This is a genomic window from Bradyrhizobium sp. USDA 10063 (assembly GCF_054063735.1).
Genome location: NZ_JBSSGP010000002.1, coordinates 1527916 through 1549033, shown reverse-complemented (window position 1 = coordinate 1549033; position 21118 = coordinate 1527916). Strand labels below are relative to the sequence as shown.

26 protein-coding genes and 1 tRNA gene are annotated in these 21118 nt (G+C 62.1%); 15 read left to right on the top strand and 12 right to left on the bottom strand.

The window, feature by feature from the left end:
• The first annotated feature begins 218 nt into the window (after positions 1-218).
• The 6 genes from ACVJGD_RS09490 to socB all read left to right on the top strand — a co-directional run bounded on the left by ACVJGD_RS09490 (position 219) and on the right by socB (position 4292).
• Positions 219-827 (top strand): MerR family transcriptional regulator, encoded by a 609-nt coding sequence (locus ACVJGD_RS09490; protein WP_456634110.1) that lies wholly within the window; start codon positions 219-221, stop codon positions 825-827.
• A gap of 92 nt (positions 828-919) precedes the next feature.
• Positions 920-997 (top strand) — tRNA-Pro (locus ACVJGD_RS09485).
• Between the two features lie 288 nt (positions 998-1285).
• Positions 1286-1927 (top strand): type II toxin-antitoxin system toxin DNA ADP-ribosyl transferase DarT, encoded by a 642-nt coding sequence (darT, locus tag ACVJGD_RS09480; protein WP_456634109.1) that lies wholly within the window; start codon positions 1286-1288, stop codon positions 1925-1927.
• Positions 1927-2994 (top strand): type II toxin-antitoxin system antitoxin DNA ADP-ribosyl glycohydrolase DarG, encoded by a 1068-nt coding sequence (gene darG / locus ACVJGD_RS09475; protein ID WP_456634108.1) that lies wholly within the window; start codon positions 1927-1929, stop codon positions 2992-2994. The genes darT and darG overlap by 1 nt, the downstream gene beginning before the upstream one ends.
• Positions 2995-3049: 55 nt before the next feature.
• Positions 3050-3598 (top strand): type VI toxin-antitoxin system SocA family antitoxin, encoded by a 549-nt coding sequence (gene socA / locus ACVJGD_RS09470; protein WP_456634107.1) that lies wholly within the window; start codon positions 3050-3052, stop codon positions 3596-3598.
• On the top strand, positions 3576-4292 hold the full coding sequence (socB, locus tag ACVJGD_RS09465; protein ID WP_456634106.1) for a type VI toxin-antitoxin system SocB family DNA replication inhibitor toxin: 717 nt from the start codon (positions 3576-3578) through the stop codon (positions 4290-4292). The genes socA and socB overlap by 23 nt, the downstream gene beginning before the upstream one ends.
• 309 nt (positions 4293-4601) lie before the next feature.
• On the opposite strand, the gene ACVJGD_RS09460 is transcribed toward socB, so the two are convergent.
• The 3 genes from ACVJGD_RS09460 to ACVJGD_RS09450 all read right to left on the bottom strand — a co-directional run bounded on the left by ACVJGD_RS09460 (position 4602) and on the right by ACVJGD_RS09450 (position 6661).
• Complete coding sequence (locus tag ACVJGD_RS09460) at positions 4602-4901, bottom strand: hypothetical protein (RefSeq protein WP_456634105.1); 300 nt, start codon at positions 4899-4901, stop codon at positions 4602-4604.
• 148 nt (positions 4902-5049) lie between these two features.
• Complete coding sequence (locus ACVJGD_RS09455; protein ID WP_456634104.1) at positions 5050-6435, bottom strand: cytochrome P450; 1386 nt, start codon at positions 6433-6435, stop codon at positions 5050-5052.
• Positions 6436-6445: 10 nt separating this feature from the next.
• Positions 6446-6661 carry a hypothetical protein gene (locus tag ACVJGD_RS09450; RefSeq protein WP_456634103.1) on the bottom strand — a complete coding sequence of 72 codons (216 nt, stop codon included), beginning with the start codon at positions 6659-6661 and terminating at the stop codon, positions 6446-6448.
• 328 nt (positions 6662-6989) lie between these two features.
• On the opposite strand from ACVJGD_RS09450, the gene ACVJGD_RS09445 reads away from it, so the two are divergent.
• The 3 genes from ACVJGD_RS09445 to ACVJGD_RS09435 are packed head-to-tail and all read left to right on the top strand — an operon-like array spanning position 6990 to position 7592.
• On the top strand, positions 6990-7271 hold the full coding sequence (locus ACVJGD_RS09445) for a hypothetical protein (protein WP_456634102.1): 282 nt from the start codon (positions 6990-6992) through the stop codon (positions 7269-7271).
• Complete coding sequence (locus ACVJGD_RS09440) at positions 7264-7437, top strand: DUF3606 domain-containing protein (protein ID WP_456634101.1); 174 nt, start codon at positions 7264-7266, stop codon at positions 7435-7437. Before ACVJGD_RS09445 ends, ACVJGD_RS09440 begins: the two co-directional genes overlap by 8 nt.
• Positions 7434-7592 carry a DUF2934 domain-containing protein gene (locus tag ACVJGD_RS09435; protein WP_456634100.1) on the top strand — a complete coding sequence of 53 codons (159 nt, stop codon included), beginning with the start codon at positions 7434-7436 and terminating at the stop codon, positions 7590-7592. The genes ACVJGD_RS09440 and ACVJGD_RS09435 overlap by 4 nt, the downstream gene beginning before the upstream one ends.
• A gap of 235 nt (positions 7593-7827) precedes the next feature.
• Here ACVJGD_RS09435 and ACVJGD_RS09430 read toward each other — a convergent pair whose 3' ends face one another.
• The 3 genes from ACVJGD_RS09430 to ACVJGD_RS09420 all read right to left on the bottom strand — a co-directional run bounded on the left by ACVJGD_RS09430 (position 7828) and on the right by ACVJGD_RS09420 (position 9993).
• Positions 7828-7956 (bottom strand): hypothetical protein, encoded by a 129-nt coding sequence (locus tag ACVJGD_RS09430; protein WP_456634099.1) that lies wholly within the window; start codon positions 7954-7956, stop codon positions 7828-7830.
• 138 nt (positions 7957-8094) lie between these two features.
• Positions 8095-8739, bottom strand: a complete 645-nt coding sequence (locus ACVJGD_RS09425; protein ID WP_456634098.1) for a Vgb family protein — start codon at positions 8737-8739, stop codon at positions 8095-8097.
• A gap of 33 nt (positions 8740-8772) precedes the next feature.
• Positions 8773-9993: a helix-turn-helix domain-containing protein gene (locus ACVJGD_RS09420; RefSeq protein WP_456634097.1), complete on the bottom strand. Its 1221-nt coding sequence runs from the start codon at positions 9991-9993 to the stop codon at positions 8773-8775.
• A 227-nt stretch (positions 9994-10220) separates the two neighbouring features.
• Between ACVJGD_RS09420 and ACVJGD_RS09415 the strand changes: the two genes are divergently transcribed.
• Positions 10221-10484, top strand: coding sequence for a hypothetical protein (locus ACVJGD_RS09415; protein ID WP_456634096.1), 264 nt, complete (start codon positions 10221-10223; stop codon positions 10482-10484).
• Between the two features lie 185 nt (positions 10485-10669).
• Positions 10670-11638 carry an SDR family NAD(P)-dependent oxidoreductase gene (locus ACVJGD_RS09410; protein ID WP_456634095.1) on the top strand — a complete coding sequence of 323 codons (969 nt, stop codon included), beginning with the start codon at positions 10670-10672 and terminating at the stop codon, positions 11636-11638.
• A gap of 8 nt (positions 11639-11646) precedes the next feature.
• Here the strand turns inward: ACVJGD_RS09410 and ACVJGD_RS09405 are convergent, their stop codons facing one another.
• A complete protein-coding gene (locus tag ACVJGD_RS09405; RefSeq protein ID WP_456634094.1) occupies positions 11647-12114 on the bottom strand; it encodes a GcrA family cell cycle regulator in 468 nt (155 codons plus the stop codon).
• A gap of 76 nt (positions 12115-12190) precedes the next feature.
• The gene (locus ACVJGD_RS09400) at positions 12191-12388 is read right to left on the bottom strand and encodes a hypothetical protein (protein ID WP_027580595.1); all 198 of its coding nucleotides are present in this window, start codon (positions 12386-12388) and stop codon (positions 12191-12193) included.
• A gap of 220 nt (positions 12389-12608) precedes the next feature.
• Between ACVJGD_RS09400 and ACVJGD_RS09395 the strand changes: the two genes are divergently transcribed.
• Positions 12609-13013: a GrlR family regulatory protein gene (locus ACVJGD_RS09395; RefSeq protein ID WP_456634093.1), complete on the top strand. Its 405-nt coding sequence runs from the start codon at positions 12609-12611 to the stop codon at positions 13011-13013.
• Here ACVJGD_RS09395 and ACVJGD_RS09390 read toward each other — a convergent pair.
• Together ACVJGD_RS09390 and ACVJGD_RS09385 are read right to left on the bottom strand one after the other, a co-directional pair.
• The gene (locus tag ACVJGD_RS09390; protein WP_456634092.1) at positions 13008-14846 is read right to left on the bottom strand and encodes an AMP-binding protein; all 1839 of its coding nucleotides are present in this window, start codon (positions 14844-14846) and stop codon (positions 13008-13010) included. The genes ACVJGD_RS09395 and ACVJGD_RS09390 overlap by 6 nt on opposite strands.
• An 80-nt stretch (positions 14847-14926) precedes the next feature.
• Positions 14927-15868, bottom strand: a complete 942-nt coding sequence (locus tag ACVJGD_RS09385) for an acetamidase/formamidase family protein (RefSeq protein ID WP_456634091.1) — start codon at positions 15866-15868, stop codon at positions 14927-14929.
• Between the two features lie 219 nt (positions 15869-16087).
• Here ACVJGD_RS09385 and ACVJGD_RS09380 point away from each other — a divergent pair, with 219 nt between their 5' ends.
• Positions 16088-16891, top strand: coding sequence for a YdcF family protein (locus ACVJGD_RS09380; RefSeq protein ID WP_456634090.1), 804 nt, complete (start codon positions 16088-16090; stop codon positions 16889-16891).
• A 91-nt stretch (positions 16892-16982) separates the two neighbouring features.
• On the opposite strand, the gene ACVJGD_RS09375 is transcribed toward ACVJGD_RS09380, so the two are convergent.
• Positions 16983-17198, bottom strand: a complete 216-nt coding sequence (locus ACVJGD_RS09375) for a DUF2945 domain-containing protein (protein ID WP_456634089.1) — start codon at positions 17196-17198, stop codon at positions 16983-16985.
• Between the two features lie 433 nt (positions 17199-17631).
• On the opposite strand from ACVJGD_RS09375, the gene ACVJGD_RS09370 reads away from it, so the two are divergent.
• Positions 17632-18417 carry a DUF169 domain-containing protein gene (locus tag ACVJGD_RS09370; protein ID WP_456634088.1) on the top strand — a complete coding sequence of 262 codons (786 nt, stop codon included), beginning with the start codon at positions 17632-17634 and terminating at the stop codon, positions 18415-18417.
• Positions 18418-18549: 132 nt separating this feature from the next.
• Complete coding sequence (locus tag ACVJGD_RS09365) at positions 18550-19722, top strand: saccharopine dehydrogenase family protein (protein ID WP_456634087.1); 1173 nt, start codon at positions 18550-18552, stop codon at positions 19720-19722.
• A 93-nt stretch (positions 19723-19815) separates the two neighbouring features.
• Here the strand turns inward: ACVJGD_RS09365 and ACVJGD_RS09360 are convergent, their stop codons facing one another.
• Complete coding sequence (locus ACVJGD_RS09360) at positions 19816-21012, bottom strand: FAD-dependent oxidoreductase (RefSeq protein WP_456634086.1); 1197 nt, start codon at positions 21010-21012, stop codon at positions 19816-19818.
• Between the last annotated feature and the right edge of the window lie 106 nt (positions 21013-21118).

Genomic DNA, 21118 nt, shown 5'->3' with positions numbered 1-21118 from the left:
GCGTTTCTTCGAATCGTCATCCCGCGCTATCGTTGTTGAGCAAATTTCCGCGCAAACGCATGGCGTTTGTCGCGAGCGCATCAGAGCATGATCCGGAAAAGTGGAAACCGGCTTTCCGAAAAGATCATGCTCAAACAAAGAGATGAGATCAGGATCCGATTCCGTATAATCGGATCATGGTCCAGTGCGGATCATACTCCAGGAGAGGGAGCGGGCATTTGGAGAAGGCGCCCGATGCATTCCGTACCATCAGCGAGGTAGCCGACGAGCTCGACATCCCGCAGCATGTGCTGCGCTTCTGGGAGACGCGGTTCGCGCAGATCAAGCCGATGAAGCGTAGCGGCGGCCGCCGCTACTATCGCCCTGACGACGTCGACCTGCTCAAGGGCATCCGCCGCCTCTTGTATGGCGAGGGCTATACGATCCGCGGCGTGCAGCGGATCCTGAAGGAGCACGGCGTCAAGTCGGTCCAGGCGATCTCCGACCAGAGTGCGGCGATCTCCTTCGGCGCCGTCGAGGAGGCGATCGGCCAGAGCCTTCGGGAACCCGACGAGGAAGAGGAGGCCGCCGGCCACGATAACGATGCCGAGGACGAGGAATATGACGACGGCAACGCCATCGAGATCGATTACCGCTTCGTCGACCCCGACGAGGACGGCATCCTCGCCCCCTTCAAGGGCCGGCAAGCACCGCCCGCCCAGCCCCCCGCCGCGGCAGCCGCACCCGCCCGCGGCATCCCCGCCGCCGACCGCGAACGCCTGCAGCGGGCGCTCCAGGACCTGATGAACTGCCGGGAAATGCTGGATTCGGCGATGAAGGAGGGGTAGGGGGCGGCCGGAACCAATGGCCGCCACTCCCTCTTGACGGTGTGCCTCGCGCGCCTTGCGCGAAGCCCGGATCGCAGCTAATGGAACGGCATCGGAGCGTGGCGCAGCCCGGTTAGCGCACTAGTCTGGGAGACTAGGGGTCGAAGGTTCAAATCCTTTCGCTCCGACCATTTTTTCAAAGCGACATCAGGAATTTGGCAAATCCGACGCTGTTGCCGGTTTCACCAAGGACGCATGACAAAGGCGTGGCTCTCTTGGGTTTCTTGTCGGCGTGCCAGTAGGCTTCGTCATTAGCCGTCCGTACATACCTGTCCGTACGCAGCGGACAGCACTTTTGTGTTGACAAAATGCTCTTGTTCTTATTGTGTTCTACTGTCGAGTTTGGCGCGAACTGGGGGGCCTTGACGCGTCAGCTCTCTACTGCACCTGTGGCTCGTCGCTCCTTTCGGGAGGGAGTTTTGGCGTTGCCAGAGCTTACAGCGGAAAATGCGTTCATTTTTCGCATCACGCACAAAAACAACCTGCCTTGGATATTGGACAACGGACTCCACTGTCGCAGTTCCGATAAGCAGGACCCCAATTTCGTGAACATCGGGCTCGTGGAGCTAATCGATAAACGGAAGTCATGGGCGGTTCCTGTGCATCCAAATGGCACCCTAAGCGACTATGTGCCGTTCTACTTCACGCCTCGGTCGATGATGGCCTACAACATTCATACGGGCCGCAATGTACCGCAGAGGGATAACGATCAGATCGTAATTCTTGTCACTTCCCTTGGGCGTCTCAAAGAGAAAGGCGTGCCGTTCGTGATCACGGACAGGCACGCGTGCGCCACTCTGACGAAGTACTCCAACCAGCTAGATCATCTTGAGCGGATTGATTGGAAGATACTGCAAAACAGTGATTTCAGCCGAGACAACGACGATCCCGATAAGACGAACCGGTATATGGCAGAAGCCTTGGTACATAAGCACATGCCGATCGACGTTCTTCTGTACGTGGCATGTTGTGACGAAAAACAAAGAACGTGGACGAACGACTTAGTATCTCAGCGCAAGCTGAAGCTAGAAGTCAACACCAAGCGAGGATGGTACTTCTGATGATTACCTTCACCGAGGGTAACTTGCTCAAGGCAAACACTGAGGCCCTGGTCAACACCGTGAATACAGTCGGCGTGATGGGAAAAGGGATTGCCTTGATGTTCAAAGAGGCCTTCCCCGATAACTTCCGCGCGTACGCCGCTGCGTGCAAGAAGAACGAGATCAAAGTCGGTCGGGTCTTCGTGACGGAACGGCAGGATTGGGTTGATGGACCGAAGTGGATCATCAATTTTCCCACCAAACAGCATTGGCGGAATCCTTCTAAAATTGAATGGATCAAGGAAGGGCTTCAGGACCTAGTGCGTGTCATTCGCGAACATAAGATCAAGTCTATTGCTCTTCCGCCTCTCGGAAGCGGGAACGGAGGACTCGATTGGAAAAATGTTCGGCCACTTATCCAGTCGTCGCTTGGTAACATTGAAGGTATCGAAGTCATCGTTTACGAGCCGACTGAGAGGTATCAAAACGTGGGTAAGCCCTCTGGCGTTGAGAAGTTGACTTCGGCGCGCGCACTCGTTGCTGAGCTAGTTCGACGATATTCCGTTCTCGGCTTCGAATGTACGCTGCTCGAAATTCAGAAGCTGGCCTATTTGCTTCAACGAAAGATCATGAGCAGTGGTCAAGCGAGCCCGCTAAAGCTTACGTTTCAGGCCGACAAATTCGGTCCGTATGCTCCGACCCTGGGGCATTTGCTGAATAGCCTGGATGGAAGTTACCTCCACTGCGAGAAGCGCGTTGCCGATGCGAGTGTGCTCGATACCATTTGGTTCGAAAGCGCTAAAAAGGACGTTGTCGCCACCTACTTGAAAACCACCGATGCGAAGGAGTTCAGCGGAGCGCTGGACGAGACCACCAGCCTGATCGACGGCTTTGAATTCCCGCTGGGAATGGAGTTGTTGGCGACAGTTGATTGGTTACTTGACCATGACAAAGTGGAGCCGACCTTAGACGGGGTAAAGAAGGGGCTCGCGAGTTGGCTCGGCGGGGGCGAAGCCTCTCAGCGCAAGCTAAAACTGTTCGATGACGGGATGATCGAGTTGGCGCTTTCGAGGCTAAAGGCAAACTAAGGCCGGACGCACCGGCACCCCTGCGCCAGACTTAGTCATACGAGAAATGGCATCAATGCCTGAGGTCTACGACCCGCGCTGCATCGCGAATCTGATGCTAGAGGAAAGCGAGCGGATTGGTCAGCCCCTAACCAATCTGGCGCTCCAGAAGCTATTGTACTTCGCACACGCGATCTTCCTGATTGAACAGGGACGCCCGTTAGTGTCCGGCTATTTCGAGGCTTGGGAATATGGGCCGGTGCATCCCGCCGCCTATCAAGCGTTTAAGAGTGCTGGCGCAGAGCCGATTCGCTTTAGGGCGGCCAAGCTAAACGTGGTTGATGGCACCCGAGAGCCTATTGTCACCCCGCGCGAACCTGAGATAGTTCGTCATATAAGCCGAATCGTGCAATCGTACGGTCGTATGACTCCGGGAAGACTCGTGGATATCTCCCACGCGAAGGGCGCGCCGTGGCATTTCGTGGTGGACAAAGGTAGAACGTCTCTGGCATTTGGGATGCGTATTCCCGACGATGTGATTCGGGAGCGGTTTAAGCATCACAAAGTTTCTGTTGGCAGTCAGCCGTCCGCCGGAGAGCCACGTGAAGATACGCCCTTTGCCTGAAATCGATCTCGCTCGGATTGCCCCAAAACCACGAGACGAGAAAAGGCGCGACCTTGAACAGATGAGATTGGGACACCCGCCGTACTCGTATGGTCCGGTCCGTGGCACGCTATCCGATGTTTTGAACGTGCAGTCTGACTTGGTCGGGCCGATGCCACGCACTCCATGGGAGAAGATCGCTCAAACGATTCAGCGGAAGTCTCACAGCGATGCCGAGGAGCAGGCAAACCTACGGGTCGCAAGCGGTCTTTTCAATTTCGTGGATGATAAGGGCATAGTCGGGCGGCATCACGACATCTACCCGTTCCAATTGGGAATTGGGACCAAGGTCGTCTACTGGCAGCCGACAATTTTGCGGCTGGAAGAACGAGCAGTCATTCCGTTTTTAGATCCTCGGCGTGTCAAGCGGCTGACCGAACAGGGCCGTCGTTTTGTGTTCTCGGTCATGCACGAAAGAATCAGAGCCGCCGATCAGGATTTCGCCGACGTTTTGCTAGCCGTCGTTCAGTTCGATCTATCGGCTAAGGGGCCACGGAAGCCGACGATCTTTGCGGACCGTGGCGTCGTCCTGTTCTCGTACGACGAGTTGGACGAGATGGTGAGAGAGACGTACGAACTCTGGAGGGAGATCTGCGAAGAGCGTGCAGCGGACGTGCGTCGCCGTGGAGCGGGCGGCGGAGGCCTATTCCCATAAGCGCCGCGACGATTTGCGCGGCGCGAAGTTAACGGACAAGCATCTCGCGGCGACGATCTATTGCGTTGATGATGAGATTATCGGATCGCTGGAGAGGTGGCAGCGAAGGAGCCGGGCGCAGAGTAACCCAACTACGTCCATCGAAATTGAAAAGGCCGCCGGCACATGTCCAGCGGCCTCCGCGCTTAACGTGGTTCGCTGGGCGGCGCCTGACTTTCGGTTCTGATGGAATCAGAACCGAGGCTCCAGATTCTTGTTTTGACGCGTTTTCTTCATGCGAACCGGTGTCCACTTCGCTCGAAAACGCTTCTAGAGATCGATGCCAACGGCGATGTTGCGGCCCTGTAGTTCGGCGATCTTCATTCCGTCAGCCTGCAGTTGCACGAACTCCGGGTCCTTTGCCACGGCCTCCTGCACTTTGCCGTAAACTTCCCAACTGGAGTAGCGCGTCGTAACCAGCCATTCTCCTGCCCACGTGCCAGTGTGGAAACGGGACAGCCGTAGAAATTCGGCACCGTGTTTTTCAAAGATCTTTTTCGCCTGCCTGGCAATCTGGAGCATTTCCTCGGCCTTGTCGGTTTTGAAACGGGTAAATTGCACGATCGACATGGGGCTACCTCCATAAGTGATGTAAAATATCCAAGAGGCATGTATCGAGCGACATTTGAGGAGCGAACCTCAATGCATGCTCGATGAAGGTTTGTCTTCATCGACCAGGCCTTGGTTCAGGCTTGGCGCAAGACTCGGGGTCGTGGGTTCAAACCCCGCCGCTCCGACCATTCATCGTCCGACGCTCCTTGATCTTCATCCACACGCCGCCCTGTGGGCGCAGCGTGATCGACGGAAATGGCGTCACCTTGCGATCTGGCAGCCATTCCATCGAGAAACGTTGGGCCATCGTCGTCAGCACCAGAACGGCTTCCATCATGGCGAAACGCTGGCCAATGCAGACGCGCGGGCCGCCGCCGAACGGCATATAGGCGAAGCGGGGTAACTCGCGCTCAAGGTCGCCCATCCAGCGCTCGGGACGGAAAGTCCCCGGCTCCTCGAAGTAACGCGGGTCGCGATGGAGGACCCATGGCATGATGAAGATGGTTGTCCCCGTTGGGAAAGAGTAGCCGCCAAGCTCGAAAGGTTGCACGGATTCCCGGCCGATTGCCCAGGCGGGCGGATAAAGCCGCATCGCCTCCATCACCACGCTTTCCGTGAACTTCAGGCGTGGAAGATCGTCGGCTGTTACGGGGCGATCACCGAGCACGTCCGCGATCTCGGCGGCCATGCGCGCTTGGGCGGGCGAATGCTGGCCGAGCAGGAACCATGTCCAGGACAGTGCCAGAGCGGTGGTCTCGTGCCCCGCAAGGAGCAGCGTGATCGCCTCGTCCCGAAGCAACGAGTCGGACACAGGCCTTCCCGCCTCATCGCGCGCCGCCATCAGCCGCGACAGAAAATCATTTCGATGTTCCAGACCGCTCGCGCGCCGCTCAGCGATCATGGACGAAACAACTCTTTCAATCGTCCGGATCGCCCGCCGGTATCTGAGGTGGCCAGGCAATGGAATCGCGTCCGGAATCAGGATCGGGCGCTTGTAGCGTGATGCGATCTCCACGATGAGATCGTTCATCGCACGGTCCATCTCGTGAATGTCTCGGTCCACCCTTGAATCGAAGAGCGTCTTGGCTGCGATGCGCAGCGTCAATCCCATCATCTCGGGATGGATATTGATGACCTCGCCATCCTTCCAGCCGCCAAGCATCTGGCGAGTAAGGGTTACCATCGCGTCGTCGTAGTCGCGAAGTTGCTGGCCGGCGAAGGCGGGCGCAGCCAAGCGCCGCTCGCGCTGCCAAAGCTCGCCTTCGCTGGTGAGCAGGCCTTTCCCGAACACCGCCGTCACGTGGCGCCAGAAGAACTTGTGCTTGATGTAGTTCCGATGTTCCTGGACGAGGACCTTCTCGATCGCAGGCAAATCGCTGACAAAAAGTACCGGCCACCCGGCCAGATTGAGTGAGACGAAGTCGCCGTACCGGTGCGCGATTTCAGTAAAGAAGCCCAGCGGGTCCTTGCCGAGCGCCAGCAGATTTCCAATGAGCGGTAAGCCGGGTGGACCCGGCGGATAAGGCCCCGTGGTTCTTCTCGGTGTGTCCACGGGAAAGATGTCAGTCGTACTTACGACGCCGCTTGATCAGCCAGTAGACCCCGTAGCCAACGGCAAGGATCGGAAGGCCCGCGCCGGCGATCGGGCTGGGGACTCCCCTGGTATGGCCGGGTGCGTTCGCGCAATTCCCATTGTCATTGCAGGCTTGCGCAGGCGGGGTGACCGTCGTCAGAGCGAGGGCCAAAATCGCGGCGGCAATGCCGAAGCCGATCTTCATTTGACTTCTCCTTAACTCTGGCCGCTCATTAAATATGCCAATTAAATAGCACATTAAAATATTAAATTATTTAACCTAAATGAAGTTCCGAATAGTTTTTGCGATACCGGCGCCCGGCGAGGAGGTGCCTGCCGGGCCCAGTGCCGGTCGAAACCACCATTTCAGGCCCATGCGGTCTCCTCGCGCGGATCATGGCGGCGTGCGGCGATCGGGCCGGCTGGAGATCGCCGCAATCAAACCGCCAGCATTCCACCGGTCGCGTTATCTCTCGGCGTCGCAACCTCGGCGCGCAGGCAGCGGCTGTCAAGCCGGAGACGATCAGCCGCGAGTGGTGGTGGAACGCGCCTGCGCAGGCTGGGTTTTGCAGCCTATGGAGTCGATACGTTCGCTCGTCGACAGCGCGTTCTTTACTGCCTGGACCTATCTCGAAAAGGCTGGCGAGCTGGATCAACCGGACGCGTCCGCAGTCATCCTGCTGGATGCAATCGAGGCACAGATCAAGCGGGGAGAAAGGCGTCCGGTGATGCTGGCGAAAGGCCATCGCGATCCACCAGGAACATGCAACGCGCTCCGGCGTTCTATCCGCAGGAAGAGGGCTTGCCATGGATAGTCTGACCAAGAGGGATCAACGCGACCGCTCGAAGATCAACATGCACGAGGCCTTCGAGGTCAAGTACTGGACCAGAGAACTTGGGGTAACGAGAGAACAGCTCCAGAAGGCTGTCGACAAGGTTGGCAACAGCGCTGCCACGGTCCGGAAGGAGCTGGGCAAATGATGATAGACGAGCAGGCGATCCGGGCGCGCGCCTATCGGTTGTGGGAAGCGGCGGGAAGTCCCGAAGGTGAACAAGAGCGCTTCTGGCACGAAGCGGAACGCCAGCTCAAGGAAGAGCAGATACAGCATGAGCTGAAGACGCCGGACAACCTGTGAACCGGAACGCGCGGCGTTTAGGCAGCAACGGTTGGAGCAGTGCAGCTTCGGTCATGGCAGACGACGCAAACAGATTCCGCAAGCAAGCCGAAGAATGCCGTCGGCACGCCGCCAGCGTGGTGGGCGCTGTTGAGAAAGAGCAGTGGCATCGGCTTTCGGAGGAATGGCTGAAGCTTGCGCAGGCGACGGAAGCAGGGCGGTCGCCGCCTCAGCAAGACGTCGTGACGAGGCCGGCTTAAATACCCAGCACCCAAACGGCGACGATGGTGCCGAGCACGGCGAGCCCGCTGATGGTCCAGCCGGTGACATACGTCCCGCTGTCGGTCTCGGGCTGATCGACCATGGTATCGCGCCAATACGTCATGACGGCCTCCATCCATTGCCTCCCGGAAATAGGTCGCCGCAGACGGTTCAAGGTTCAAAAACGCGAAATGCGGCGCAGGTGTTCTGCGCCGCATCCAGGCTGGAATACCCCAAGCAAGCCGCGAGTTGGCGGCCGTGTCTACCGCGAGCCCCGCTTGGGCTTGCGGACTGCCCGGACCTTGCCGCTGGTGCCGCCGCCGCAGAAGAACTGATCGCGTCCGTCGGATTCCAGCCCCGACACGCTGACGCCGGACGGCAGCGCGAGGCGCTCCAGGACCTCGCCGGTCTTGGGATCAATTCGGCTCAGATCGCCTTCGTCGCCTTCCCAGGTGCCGTGCCAGAGCTCGCCGTCGATCCAGGTGACGCCGGTGACGAAGCGGTTGGACTGGATGGTGCGGAGGATCGCACCGGTTTTCGGATCGATCTGGTGGATCTTCCGCTCCCGGTACTGCCCGACCCAGAGCGTGCCTTCGGCCCAGGCCAGCCCCGAGTCTGCGCCGCCGCCGGGCGAGGGGATCGTGGCGAGCACGCGGCCGCTCTTCGGATCGATCTTCTGGATGCGATCCTCGGCGATCTGGAAGAGGTGCTCGCCGTCGAACGCCGTTCCCGCATGCGCAGGCACGTCGATCGAGCGCACGGTGTCCCCGCTCGCCGGGTCCATGGCGTTGATCCGGTCGCCGGACGCGAACCAGACCAGCTTGCCGTCGTATGTCAGCCCATGAACGTGGTCGACGCCCGGGAACGGGCCATATTCGCGGATGATTTCGGCTTCTGACGTGATCATGGTTCCTCCTCGTTGCTCGAAAGTGAGGGCACCCTAGCCATTCGGCAGCGGCGCGGTGAGTAACAAGGTCGTCGCGAATCCCGGCAAAGGCGGGGTCATCCAGCGGCGCGCACGCCCGCGACCAAACGACTGCACCTTGTCCTTTGCCGCAAGCTCGTCGAGCGCCCGCTGCACGGTGCGCTGACTGGCGCCGAGCGCCAGCGCCAGCGCCGAGCTCGACCACGACTCCCCGTCGGCGAGAAAGGCGAGCACCTCCGCATGCGCCTCCTCGACCGGGCGCGCCAGCACGACGATGTCGCGTGCGTGGTGCGGCACCAGCGCAAACCCTTGTCTGGTCGCGCTGACCTCGGCGAGCGTGCGCAGCATGCTGCGAAGCCGCCCGATCTCGACCCGCAGCCGGGCGCGATGCGATTCATCGGCATGCTTGCCGCGGAACGCCCGCGCGACCAGCGTCTCCCTGGTTACGTCGTTGGGCCAGGCTTCGGCCAGCGCGCGGGCGAGCGCGAACAGGACCGGACGCGTGGCGAGCGAGACCGTCGTGTCCGTCTCTCGCACGACATAGCGGCAGGCATCCACGACCAGCGACGTCGACGCCAGCAACGCTTCGACCTCATCGAGCAGGATCGGGCGTTCCTCGCCGCGCGCAATGAGGCGCGCCGCGGGCGTGCCGAGCAGAAGGGCTGCGCTTTCGACCTCGGCCGTCAGCGCAGGGATGCGGGCCTGCCGCGCCGCGGCCTCGGCCCGCGCCAGCGCCGCGCGGGCCGGCTTGGTACGCAGGCGGCGCATCGCGATGCCCGCAACGACCAATTCGTGCGCGGCCCTCGAGGCCGGCGGGAAGGGCGCTGGATCGAGGTCGGCAAGCCTGCGCTCGGCTTCGTCGAGGCGTCCGATCAGGAGCAGGCGCCGGATCTCGAGATAGCGCGCATGCGCGGCATTGACGAAGTCGCCGTGTGCTTCGAGGGTCGCCCGCGCGGCGTCGAGCGCCTTGGCTGGGAAGCCGAGGTCGCGGGAGGCGAGCGCGATCTCGGCCTCCGCGACGACGCATCTGGCACGCGCGATCGCCTCCTTCGGGCCGAAGGCGCGCGCGGCGCTGCGCAGCAGTGCCTTGGCGCGGATGAAATCGCCAAGCTGCGCCATCGCGATGCCGCGAAGCGCCAGCGCCGCTGCGTCCTCGCGCAGCGCGACGCGGTTCAATGCGCCGAGGGGATCGCCCATCGCGAGCGCACGCGCGGCGGCCGTGATCAGCGAGTCCATCGGAATCCCGTCACACTTGTCACTCTCACCCCTTCGGCATCAGGTCCTAGTCTACCTCACCGTTACAGACCAGTACGCAGCGAGACGGCAAGAGGAGGCCAAGCCATGGTCGACTGGACGATCCTTTCCCCAACATTCCTCACCGCCACGGTGGAGTGGGCGGAGGCCGTCGTCACGGTGCTGACCGTCGGCCCCGGCCACTCGACCGAAGATACCGAGAGGTGAGCATGGTGATGACGATACACTGCCCGAAGCTCGAGGTTGATGCTCGTTCGACGGTTGTGACGAAGATGTCCGCAGCCGACTGGCTATCGCTTGCAGCCGCGCCGACCTTCGTGGTCATGGCGCTACTTACTGGCGTCGGCGGCGCGCCCGATACGCTCTGCTCGACTGCGTCACCGTTCGCGGGAATGGTCCCGATGTACGTACTGATGACCGCGTTCCATTTGAGGCCGTGGCTGAGGCTGATCTCAAGGCGCCGCAGCGGCTAGACGCAAACTCGCTTCCACCTCTCCCGCAAGCGGGAGAGGGAGCGCAGACACGCCGCCACTGGATCACGGCTTCGACATTCGCTAGCCTCGCCGCCACCGGCACAGGAAACGCCGGGGCGTCGATTTCCCGCCTTGTGGAATGGGGCGCATCAGCCAACAAAAAGAACAAGGGGGCAGCGTCTCCAATGAAGGAATTTGCCGGAAAGATTGCCGTGATCACGGGCGGCGGCACGGGCATGGGGCGGGAGCTGGCGCGGCAGCTCGTGGCCGAGGGATGCAACGTCGCGATGTGCGACGTCTCGCTCGAGGCGATGGCGGAGACGAAGCGGCTGTGCGAGACGGAGAAGCTGCCGCAGGGACTACGCGTCACCACCCATGTTGCCGACGTCTCGATCGAGGATCATTTCAAGCGCTTTCGCGACGAGGTGATCGAGCAGCAGGCGACCGACAAGATCCACCTCCTGTTCAACAATGCCGGCATCGGCGGCGGTGGCAGCCTATTCACCAACACGCGCGAGCAATGGGAGCGCACCTTCAACATCTGCTGGGGCGGCGTCTATCTCGGCGTCCGCACTTTCCTGCCGCTGCTCGTGAAGGCGGACGAGGCGCATATCGTCAATACCTCCAGCGTCAACGGATTCTGGGCGAGCGTCGGCATGGGCGTGTCGCACACTGCCTACAGCGCGGCGAAATTCGCGGTGAAAGGATTCACCGAGGCGCTGATCAACGACCTCCGGCTGAACGCGCCGCATATCAAGTGCTCGGTCGTGATGCCCGGCCATATCGGCACCTCGATCGTCTCCAATTCGCGGAAGGTGCAGATCGGCACGGAGTCCGACCGGCTGACGGAACAGGAGATCCTGCAGGCACGACAGCGCATGAAGGGCGCAGGCATCGATGTCGACGCGATGGCGGACGAGGAGATCCAGCAGGCCGCGCTCGATCGCGCGCGGACGTTCCACGATGATGCGCCGACCACGGCGGCCGCCGCGGCCAGGATCATCCTCGACGGCGTCAAGGCCGATCGCTGGCGCATCCTGGTAGGCGACGACGCTCATCTGCTGGACGAGCGCGTGCGCCAGACGCCGGAACAGGCCTACACGCCGGAATTCTTCGAGCGCATCAAGGCGGACGTCGGCTGGCGTCTCGGCTAGATGTGGTCTTATCCCCGCGCCACGCGCGGACGAGAGTTGGGCTGATAAGCGAGCCGGGCGTGGCCTGCGCAATAGGGCAGGCCGTCGACCGGCCGGTTGCCGCAGAAGCGGAAGTCGCTGGCGTCAGGCGTCTCGACCGGCCAGCGGCAACGCTGCTCGTCGAGCTCGAGCAGCGAACAGCAATGGCCGTTCGCGATCGGCTCCTCCGGCGGCGCCTCGCCGTACTCGGCCTGCAGCATCCGGATCTGATGCCTCACTGTCCTTCCGCGCGGCGAGCGGGGAGAGGCCTTTCGCGCCGGCCGGGCGGCGTCGTCGCGCGGTTCCCGTGTCAGGTTGAGGCGCGAGAGCTTGCCGATCACGGCGTTGCGGCTGATGCCGATGTCGGCGGCGATCTCGCGGCAGGTCAGTCCGGCATCGAAGCAGCGCTTCAACTGTTCGACGCGCTCGGGAGTCCAGATCGATAGGATGGCGGTCATGGCGGTGGTCCCAGGTTGCCGGATGGTGTCCGGGTTGGCTTGACCACCCTTCAGCCGGACCGTCAGACGCCTCGCTTCACGGCTTGCCGTTGTCGCGGATCGACAACAGCCCATCCTTGATCGCGAGGCGGATGCCTTCCTCGATCAGGGTCCGGGCGACGCCGGGGACGCTGGTGCCATGGGTGCCCTGTCTCACCAGCTTCTCCATGTAAGCGATGGTCGAGAGCGCCAAAGTGACGGGAATGCGATCGGTCTCGGCTTTCTCCGTGGCCATGCAAAACGCTAGCCTTTTACGCGTGTACAGAAAAGTATCTATTCAGACTCTATTTAGTTTTGCACCAGTGAGTCAAATTGATTCGCTTTTCATGCGCTATCCCTTTGGAAAGTCATAGGAAAGCAGTCCTTCGCCTTGGGGATAACGCGCGCCACCCCAGTACAACGCTCGGTCTGCCGGCGGCGAGGGCGCGGCGAAACGCGCAAGGATTGCGCGATTTATGGGATTGCTTGCTGCCGCCTGGGCCGACGATGATGCGCCAGGAAATGCGGGCGCGATGGCAGTAACGAACGGGCTCTACACCATTCAGATCGAGATGACCGAGGGCGGGCAGGGCCGTGCCAACGGCGTCATCGTGCTGCACGACGGCAGGATCGCGGGCGGAGATTCGTATTTCTACTATTCGGGCTCCTACAGCGCCGATCGCGGCAAATGGCGCGGCGAGCTCACCACCAGCGAGCACACCAAGTCCGCCGGCGTATTGCCGCTGTTCGGCGGGCGCGATGTGACCTGCGGCTTCACCGGGCTCTATTCGGCCGACAGCGCGCAGGTGAGCGGAACGGCGCTGGTCGGAAAGACCAGCGTCATGTTCGTCGCCCGGCTGATGCTGCGATCGAAGCTATGAGGCGCGGGACGCCTCGACTTCGACCTTCACAGGGAATTTCTGCAGCAGCCGACCGGCCGTCTCCGCCTTGTCGGGCGCGGCGTTGACGCGCAGATAGAGCCCGCGCGACGGATCGGTGATCGCTTCCACGTCCACCTCCTTGGCAAGGCCTTCCGCGGCCAGCAATTCGCGCGCGGCGTCTCCGGCAGCGATCTCGCGCAGCTTCGGCTTGAAGATCTTGCCGACCGGCGTCACCGGCATTTCCGGGATCACCGAGACTGCGCGTGGCCGCGCCGGAGGCTCCGGGATGTTCTCCTGCACGAAAGCGGCGAGCGCCTGCGGATCGACGTGGACCCCGGGCTGGGTCGAGACGAACAGCATCGGCACCTCGCCCGCGTAAGCATCGGGTCGCCCGACCGCCGCGGCGAGCGCGACGCCGGGAAATTGCAGCGCCGCATCCTCGATCGCGCGCGGATCGATATTGTGGCCGCCGCGGATGATGACGTCCTTCGCTCGGCCCATGATGTAGACGAAACCGTCGGCGTCGATCCGGCAGATGTCGCCGGTGCGCAGCCAGCCGTCGTGGAAGGCGTCGTCGGTCTGCTTCTTGTCGACATAGCCCGCGAAGACCTGCGGCCCACGGGTCAAGAGTTCGCCGACCGGTGAGGGCCACGGGCCTGTGTGCAGCTTGCCACCCGCGAGGATCGCAAGCTCGACCAGCGGATTGCGGATGCCGACGGCTTCGGGACGCGGCTTGATGCCGTGAACGTCGTGGGTGATGGCGCCGGCAAGTTCGGTCATGCCGTAGAGCTGCTGGATGCAGGGGCCGCCCCAGGTTGCAAGATAGCGACGCTCGATCTCCAGCGGGCAGATCGAGGCGCCGGTGGCGGTCACGCGCAAGGACGAGATATCGGCGTCGCCGACCGGGACGCCGGCGATGGCGCCGAGTGCCGTCGGCACATTACCGTTGATGTTGACCCGGTATTTCTCGACGATCTTCCAGAAATTCGTGATCAGCGCCGGATCGCGCGCGCCGGCGGGGCCGGGGATGAACATGGTCGCGCCGGCCGACAGGCAGTTGGCGACGGTGCAGAACAGGCCGCCGACATGGAACAGCGGCAGCGTGATCATGCAGCGCTCGCCCTTTCGGAAGTCCAGCGCCATGCGCGAGGAGACGGTGGAGGCGACCATCGCGCGGTTGGTGAGCCGCGCCACCTTGGGATGGCCGGTGGTGCCGCCGGTCGGCAGCATCACGGCGACGCGGTCGGCTTCGGAAAAATCCTTCGACCGGCCGTAATCGCCGCGCCAGGCCGGATCGGGTTTCAAGGTTTCACCATCGAACGAGATGGTGCCGTCGAGCGGCACGATCACGATGCGCTTCAGCGACGGCACATCGCGCTGCAGGCCTTCGATCTTCTCGTAAAGCCCGCCCGGCATGCCCGGTGGCGGCGCCAGCAACAGTTTCGCCTTGATGGCATTGAGCTGGGCGATGATGGCTTCGCGCGTGAACAACAGATTGAGCGGCTCGGCGATACCGCAGGCGGCCGCGCCCCAGATCGCGGCGACCGCAGCGGGGCAACTCGGCAACAGGATCGCGACCGCATCCTCCTTGCCGATGCCCTCGCGGCGGAAGAAGTTCTCCGCCGCCTTGACCGCGCCCATGAGCTGATCGTTCGACAGGATCACCGGATTGGGATCGAGCGGCGAGCGCAGATAGATGACGCCTTCCGCGTTGGGATCGCCGAGCGGACCGCGGGCGATCAAATCGAGGATGCGCGGGCAGGCGGCGAGCTCTTCCCGCATTTCCTGTTCGCGGGCGGCTTCTTCCGCCGGCGATAGTCTTTCCTTGAGCATGTCTCTCCCTCTCCTTTTTGTTGAGGGAGATTGTATCGAGCGGTCGTTATCAAACACAAGTGCGGCGTCACGACCGCTTGTTAGCCGTGCACGATGGCCTTTGCGATCATGCAGTGGATGCCTTTTGAGCCGTTCACGGTTTGCGTCACGCGCAGATCGGCCGCGAGGCTGCACAGCGTGTAAGCATCCTCGCGCGACAGATTCCGCTTCTCCCCGAGCAATGCGATCATGTCGCGGAGCGCGCGCACCACGCATTGGTCGAGGTCCGGGTCCATCGCCATCGTCATGTAGTGATCTGATGTCTCGGCGCGGGGATAGTTGAGACGCAGGTCTTTCCGCAGCGTCAATTTGAAGCGGCCCTGCAGCGCGGTCTCGATCGCGGTGACGCAGACCTCGCCGTCTCCCTGCACGCCATGGCCGTCGCCGCAGGAGAACAGCGCGCCGGGCACGAACACCGGCAAATACAGCTTGGCGCCGGGGCCGAGCTCCTTGTTGTCGAGATTGCCACCCATGGCGCGTGGAATCAGCGAGGTGATGCGGCCCCAGGCCGGCGGCGGTGCCACGCCCATCACGCCGAAGAACGGTTTTAGCGGCAGCTCCAATCCCCAGGGTAGGCGGCCGATCATGCGTTCGCGGTCGAGCGGGATGTTGAGGATGCGCGGTTCGTGGAAGTCGTCGGGCAGGGTGCCGGAGAGCGGGCGGATCAGGTTATAGCCCCAGTCCTGCCGCAGCCCGACATCGAGGATATCGACCTCCAGCACATCGCCGGGCTCGGCCCCCTCGACAGCGATCGGGCCGGTGAGGATGTGACCGGGCAGCATCCGCTCGGACCTCGCATGGATGTCGGCAAGCTCCGGCGGGACGTGAAACTTGGCTCTGTCAGGCACCACATCGGGCCCGCCGCTGACGGTGTCGATGGTGACCTCATCGCCGCTTGCGATCGCGAGCACCGGCTTGAGTTTTGCCTCGAAGAAGCCCCAGTGGCAGGTCTCGGGGCTCGCAGGAAGATGATGATGTGTCATGGGATTCTCGGGCGAGCATGTAATGTGTGACGTGCGTCGCATTTTGAAGGGGCTTTTGCAGTCAGATCAATCGTCGCCGGATCACATCCAGCGGAAATCGTTGCATGTGCCCGCGGGCGATGAAGCGGATCGGTGCCATCCGGATCCACGCGAGATGGAACGCCGGCCCGTTTGCTGCTATGGCGCTCCCCAGCTTGAACGGATCGGAGGCCGCCTCGGGTGTTTTTTGTGCTGTCGAAGACGCTCGGCATCATGCTGCTGCCGGCCAATTTCCTGATCGGCATCGGCGTGCTCGGCGCCATGCTGCTCGCGACGCGGTTTGCCGCGCTCGGCCGCAAGCTTCTGGTCGCAGTCATGGTGCTGCTTGTCGTGGCCGGGTTCTCGCCGCTCGGGAATCTGTTGCTCTATCCGCTAGAGGCGCGCTTTCCGCCATGGAATCCGGCGCAAGGCACGCCCGACGGCATCATCGTGCTTGGCGGCTCGGTCGATTCCGATGTTTCGGCCTCACACGATACGCCGATCGTGCGCAATGCAGCCGACCGCATCATCGCCGCGGCTGAACTCGCGCGAAAATATCCGAACGCGCGCGTGGTGTTTTCCGGCGGCAGCGCCAACCTGATTTCCAATGACGCCAAGGAGGCCGATTACGTTGCGGCAATCTTCGAGGGCCTCGGCATCGCGAAATCGCGGCTGATCATGGAGCGGCAATCGCGCAACACGTGGGAGAACGCCCAATTTTCCAAGGCACTGGTGGCGCCGAAACCGGGCGAGCGCTGGCTGCTGGTGACTTCGGCGTTCCACATGCCGCGATCCGTTGGACTGTTCCGGAAAGTGGGATTTCCGGTTGAACCTTATCCTGTCGACTGGCGGGTCGGGACGGGCAACGATATCTTCTGGTTCACCAACATCGCACTCGATGGATTGTCGCGGACCGATCTTGCGGTGCGCGAGTGGATGGGCCTGATCGCCTATCGCGCCGTAGGCCGAACCGAGGATTTGCTGCCGGGGCCGTCAGCCAACTAGGGCGCATGCTCGCAAATCCGGGAGAGACGCGAAACTTGTGCCACGATCCCATTGTTAGGCATCGCGCTCTGGGCCGTGCACGCCAAGCCGCTTACTCAGACAGCTTGGTAAGTGCCTCCCCCTTATGAGCGGCGATATGGTCTGTCTTGCTGCTCTTGATCTCGTACTGCGGTGATTCCGGGCTCGCGTGATGCGTATGGCCCTTGTAGTTGAAATCCTTGACATGAACCCGGATGATCGTGCCGCTGACATGTCCAGCTTCCGAGTTCCACCGGACTCGATCGCCGACCTTGAATCGTTCAGCCATCCGCAGCCTCCTTGTCTGGCGAACAGTACAGGCCACTACCAAACGCATTCTAGCGGTCTATCTTCATCGTGTGAAGCAACGCCGTCCGATCTCCGTTTGCATGATGCCGATCGGAAGCCGTCTGGTGGCGTTGCCATCGACGGTTCGTCGCCGATCACCTGCTCCACCATGGACGACGAGATGTCTTCCACTTGATGGGGGCGGCGCACGCTGAAATTGCCCGGATGACCGCCGCGGCGCGCGAGGACGGCGTATCACTCGTCTATCCGCCGTAGTGATGTCATGTAAGTCGGCGATGTCCGCCCGCATCGCTGCCGCTCTCGTGTCGATACGGCGGTGGCCGCGTCTCAATGAGGCCCCGCCCTAGAACGCGGGTCGCAACCGGCTGTCGATCGGGCTAAGATCGGGCAAAACAAGCCCGGGAGCTTACGCCATGCAGCAGCAGACACCGCCGGAACAATTCGATCCGGCCACGATGGTGGCCGATCTCAACAGCCTGCTCCGGCTGAAGACGACCGTGATCGGCTTGAAGCTGTTCGAGCAGGTCGAGGACATGATGGCGATTCCGAAGATCCGGCGCCCGACCGCGATCCACACCACCGATCAGATCGTCAGCATGGCTTCGCGCCTCGGTTGGACCGTCGGCGTCACTGCTGACGATCTCGTCGGCGCGCAATGTCGCGCCGTGATCGGGCTCGCGCCACAAGACGAGAAATGGCTTGCGGGTGAATCCTATGTCGGTGTCTGGCATGGCACGGCGGAAGATGCGCGCAAGCGGCAGGAGGCGCTGGATGTGGTGCCCTATGGCCAATACAAGGCGTTCGTGGCGAGCCCGCTGGCGAGCGGCCGGCTCAACCCGCCTGACATCTGCCTCGTTTATGCGACGCCGGGGCAGATGATCATCCTGATCAACGGCCTGCAATATACCGGCTACAGGAAGTTCGAATGGGGCGTGGTCGGCGAAACAGCGTGTGCTGATTCCTGGGGAAGGGCGCTGAAGACGCGCGAGCCGTCGCTGTCGCTGCCTTGCTTTGCCGAGCGGCGCTATGGCGGCGTGCCCGATGAGGAGATGCTGATGGCGCTGCCGCCGGCCGATCTCGCCAAGGCGATTGCCGGCATGAAGCAACTCGCGAAGAACGGCCTACGCTATCCGATCGCGCCGTACGGCATCCAGGCCGACGTGCGCGCTGGCATGGGCGTCTCGTATGCCAAGAAATAGGAACTCCTGCCGTCATTGCGAGGAGCGAAAGCGACGAAGCAATCCATGTCTCCACAAGTGGTGAAATGGATTGCTTCGCTGCGCTCGCAATGACAAGAAGGGCCAATGGTTCGTTGCAGGGAAACTCATCCTATGTCGTCGAAATTCGACATCGTTGTTTATGGCGCAACCGGCTTCACCGGCCAGCTCGTCGCCGAATATCTCGCCGATCATTACAAGGGCGATAGCCTGAAATGGGCGATGGCCGGGCGTAGCAAGGAGAAGCTTGCCTCGGTGCGCGACGCCATCGGCGCGCCCGCGGACACGCCGCTGATCGTCGCCGATTCAAATGACGTCGCGTCGCTGAAAGCCATGGTTGGGCAGGCCAAGTCCGTGATCAGCACGGTCGGCCCGTATCAGCTCTATGGCAACGACCTCGTCGCAGCTTGCGTGGAAGCGGGTGTCGATTATTTCGATCTCTGCGGCGAGCCGGTCTGGATGCGGCAGATCATCGACAAGCACGAGGCCGCGGCGAAGGCGAGCGGCGCGCGGATTGTGTTTTCATGCGGGTTCGACTCGCTGCCGTTCGAGCTCGGCGCGTTCTTCGTGCAGGAGGAAGCGAAGCGCGTGTTCGGTGCACCGGCATCGCGCGTCAAGGGGCGCGTGCGCGACATGCGCGGCACGCTCTCCGGCGGCACCGCGGCCAGCGCCAAGGCGACCTTCGATGCAGTCGCCAAGGATCTCAGCCTGGTGGCCATCCTGAACGATCCGTTTGCGCTGACGCCAGGATTTGCGGGGCCAAAGCAACCGCGAGGCAACAGGCCGGCTTACGAGGAAGACCTGCAGTCCTGGGCGGCGCCGTTCATGATGGCGCTGATCAACACGCGCAACGTCCATCGCTCCAACATGCTGATGGGTTTTCCTTACGGTAAGGAATTCATCTACGACGAAATGGTGCTGACCGGTCCCGGCGAAAAAGGCGAAGCCAACGCCAAGCGGGTGATGGCGGCGAATACCGAGAAGACCGGTCCGAACGCGCCGAAGCCGGGCGAGGGGCCCTCGAAGGAAGAACGCGAAAACGGTCGCTATGATCTATTGTACGTCGCGATTGCACCCGACGGCCGCCAGGTGCGCGCCTCGGTGAAGGGCGACCGCGATCCCGGCTATGGATCGACGTCGAAGATGATCTCGGAATGCGCGATCTGTCTGTTGCGCGATGCGCCGGACGTTCCCGCCGGCATCTGGACGCCGGGCGCTGCGATGAAGGACAAGCTCATCAAGCGATTGGTCGATCACGCCGGCCTGACGTTTGCGGTGGAGAATTAATCTCGGATTGTAGGGTGGGCAAAGCCCAGCGTGCCCACCATCCACGATCGGTGCAAGAAAGGTGGGCACGCTGCGCTTTGCCCACCCTACGATTTACGCCGCCCGTGGATCGTAGACGTACATGAAGTCCATGCATCGCGAGGTCACCGGCAGTAGCAGACTCAGTACGTGATCGCGAACCCACGCTCCCGCGGCGCTGAATTCGCGCTTGCTGTTGCCGTTGCGGCGGGCGATCGCGACGATCTTTTCCGCGCGCGGGCGGCGCTCGTGCTCGAAATTCTGGAAGGTGAGGCCGAGTTCCTGCCCGTCCAGCATGAGCTTGCCGAGCCGCATCGCGTCTTCCAGCGCCAGCGAAGCTCCCTGGCCGGCATGCGGGCTGGTGGCATGCGCGGCGTCGCCGATCAGGAGCGAGCGCTTGCGCGACCAGGTCGGCAAGCTCGCGACGTCGAGCGTATCGGTCACCACGATGTTGTCGGCGGCCTCGATGATGCGCGGGATTGGGTCGTGCCACCCGCTATGGAAGTCGTGCAAATGCTGCTTCAGCGCCGCATGATCCATGGCGCGGAACGTCGCGGCGTCGACACCATGCGAAGGCTGCGTGCTCCACCACATCGCGCCGTCGGCGGGATCGGAGCTGCAGAAGCCGTAACCGAAGAAGCCGCTTTGGCCGAACGTGGTCTCGACCCGCCCGCCGATCGATCTGGCTTCGAGCGCAGAGCGGGGCACGAAGCCGCCGAAACCGATCAGGCCAGTGTCAAAGGGTTCTGGCCCGTCGGGAACCACATGGCGCCGCACCTTCGAGTGCACGCCGTCGGCGCCGATCAGGAAATCGCCTTCGGCGGTCGTGCCGTCGGCGAAATAGGCGACGATCGGCTGGTCGGGCCGGTCGATGATCTTGACCAGGCGCTTCTCGAAATAGAGCTCGGCATTCGAGCACCAGGCTTTGTTGAAGAGGATCTCCTGCAGTGTGGCGCGACGCAGATTCACAGCCGGCTGGCCAAAGCGCTTCTCCATGTCACGGTTGATCGAGCCGAGCTTCCTGCCCGACTGCGAATAGAAATCGAAGGATTCGGCGATCGAGCCCTGACGGATCAGTTCGTCGGCGAGGCCGAGCTCGGCCATCACATGCATGCCGTTCGGCGCGATCTGCAGGCCGCCGCCGATGCCGCTCGCATGCGGCCGGCCCTCGTAGATCTCGACGTCATAGCCGGTACGCTTGAGGAAGATCGCAGCGACCGGGCCAGCGATGCCGCCGCCAATGATCAGGGCCTTGCGGGGACGGCGGGGCATGCCTTGCTCCGTTCGGTTGCGTGGGTTACGAAAGATCAGTTGCTAATTATCTTAGACGGTAAGATATATATCTGGTAAGAGACAGGAGAGGCCTTGTCAAGGTTGA

What these genes read in the sequence shown, in the direction of transcription:
- darG (WP_456634108.1), top strand. Translation starts at nt 1,927, where the DNA reads ATGATTACCTTCACCGAGGGTAACTTGCTCAAGGCAAACACTGAGGCC.
- socA (WP_456634107.1), top strand. Translation starts at nt 3,050, where the DNA reads ATGCCTGAGGTCTACGACCCGCGCTGCATCGCGAATCTGATGCTAGAG.
- ACVJGD_RS09460 (WP_456634105.1), bottom strand. Translation starts at nt 4,901, where the DNA reads ATGTCGATCGTGCAATTTACCCGTTTCAAAACCGACAAGGCCGAGGAA.
- ACVJGD_RS09450 (WP_456634103.1), bottom strand. Translation starts at nt 6,661, where the DNA reads ATGAAGATCGGCTTCGGCATTGCCGCCGCGATTTTGGCCCTCGCTCTG.
- ACVJGD_RS09440 (WP_456634101.1), top strand. Translation starts at nt 7,264, where the DNA reads ATGGATAGTCTGACCAAGAGGGATCAACGCGACCGCTCGAAGATCAAC.
- ACVJGD_RS09435 (WP_456634100.1), top strand. Translation starts at nt 7,434, where the DNA reads ATGATGATAGACGAGCAGGCGATCCGGGCGCGCGCCTATCGGTTGTGG.
- ACVJGD_RS09430 (WP_456634099.1), bottom strand. Translation starts at nt 7,956, where the DNA reads ATGACGTATTGGCGCGATACCATGGTCGATCAGCCCGAGACCGACAGC.
- ACVJGD_RS09425 (WP_456634098.1), bottom strand. Translation starts at nt 8,739, where the DNA reads ATGATCACGTCAGAAGCCGAAATCATCCGCGAATATGGCCCGTTCCCG.
- ACVJGD_RS09420 (WP_456634097.1), bottom strand. Translation starts at nt 9,993, where the DNA reads ATGGACTCGCTGATCACGGCCGCCGCGCGTGCGCTCGCGATGGGCGAT.
- ACVJGD_RS09415 (WP_456634096.1), top strand. Translation starts at nt 10,221, where the DNA reads ATGGTGATGACGATACACTGCCCGAAGCTCGAGGTTGATGCTCGTTCG.
- ACVJGD_RS09410 (WP_456634095.1), top strand. Translation starts at nt 10,670, where the DNA reads ATGAAGGAATTTGCCGGAAAGATTGCCGTGATCACGGGCGGCGGCACG.
- ACVJGD_RS09405 (WP_456634094.1), bottom strand. Translation starts at nt 12,114, where the DNA reads ATGACCGCCATCCTATCGATCTGGACTCCCGAGCGCGTCGAACAGTTG.
- ACVJGD_RS09400 (WP_027580595.1), bottom strand. Translation starts at nt 12,388, where the DNA reads ATGGCCACGGAGAAAGCCGAGACCGATCGCATTCCCGTCACTTTGGCG.
- ACVJGD_RS09395 (WP_456634093.1), top strand. Translation starts at nt 12,609, where the DNA reads ATGGGATTGCTTGCTGCCGCCTGGGCCGACGATGATGCGCCAGGAAAT.
- ACVJGD_RS09390 (WP_456634092.1), bottom strand. Translation starts at nt 14,846, where the DNA reads ATGCTCAAGGAAAGACTATCGCCGGCGGAAGAAGCCGCCCGCGAACAG.
- ACVJGD_RS09385 (WP_456634091.1), bottom strand. Translation starts at nt 15,868, where the DNA reads ATGACACATCATCATCTTCCTGCGAGCCCCGAGACCTGCCACTGGGGC.
- ACVJGD_RS09375 (WP_456634089.1), bottom strand. Translation starts at nt 17,198, where the DNA reads ATGGCTGAACGATTCAAGGTCGGCGATCGAGTCCGGTGGAACTCGGAA.
- ACVJGD_RS09370 (WP_456634088.1), top strand. Translation starts at nt 17,632, where the DNA reads ATGCAGCAGCAGACACCGCCGGAACAATTCGATCCGGCCACGATGGTG.
- ACVJGD_RS09365 (WP_456634087.1), top strand. Translation starts at nt 18,550, where the DNA reads ATGTCGTCGAAATTCGACATCGTTGTTTATGGCGCAACCGGCTTCACC.
- ACVJGD_RS09360 (WP_456634086.1), bottom strand. Translation starts at nt 21,012, where the DNA reads ATGCCCCGCCGTCCCCGCAAGGCCCTGATCATTGGCGGCGGCATCGCT.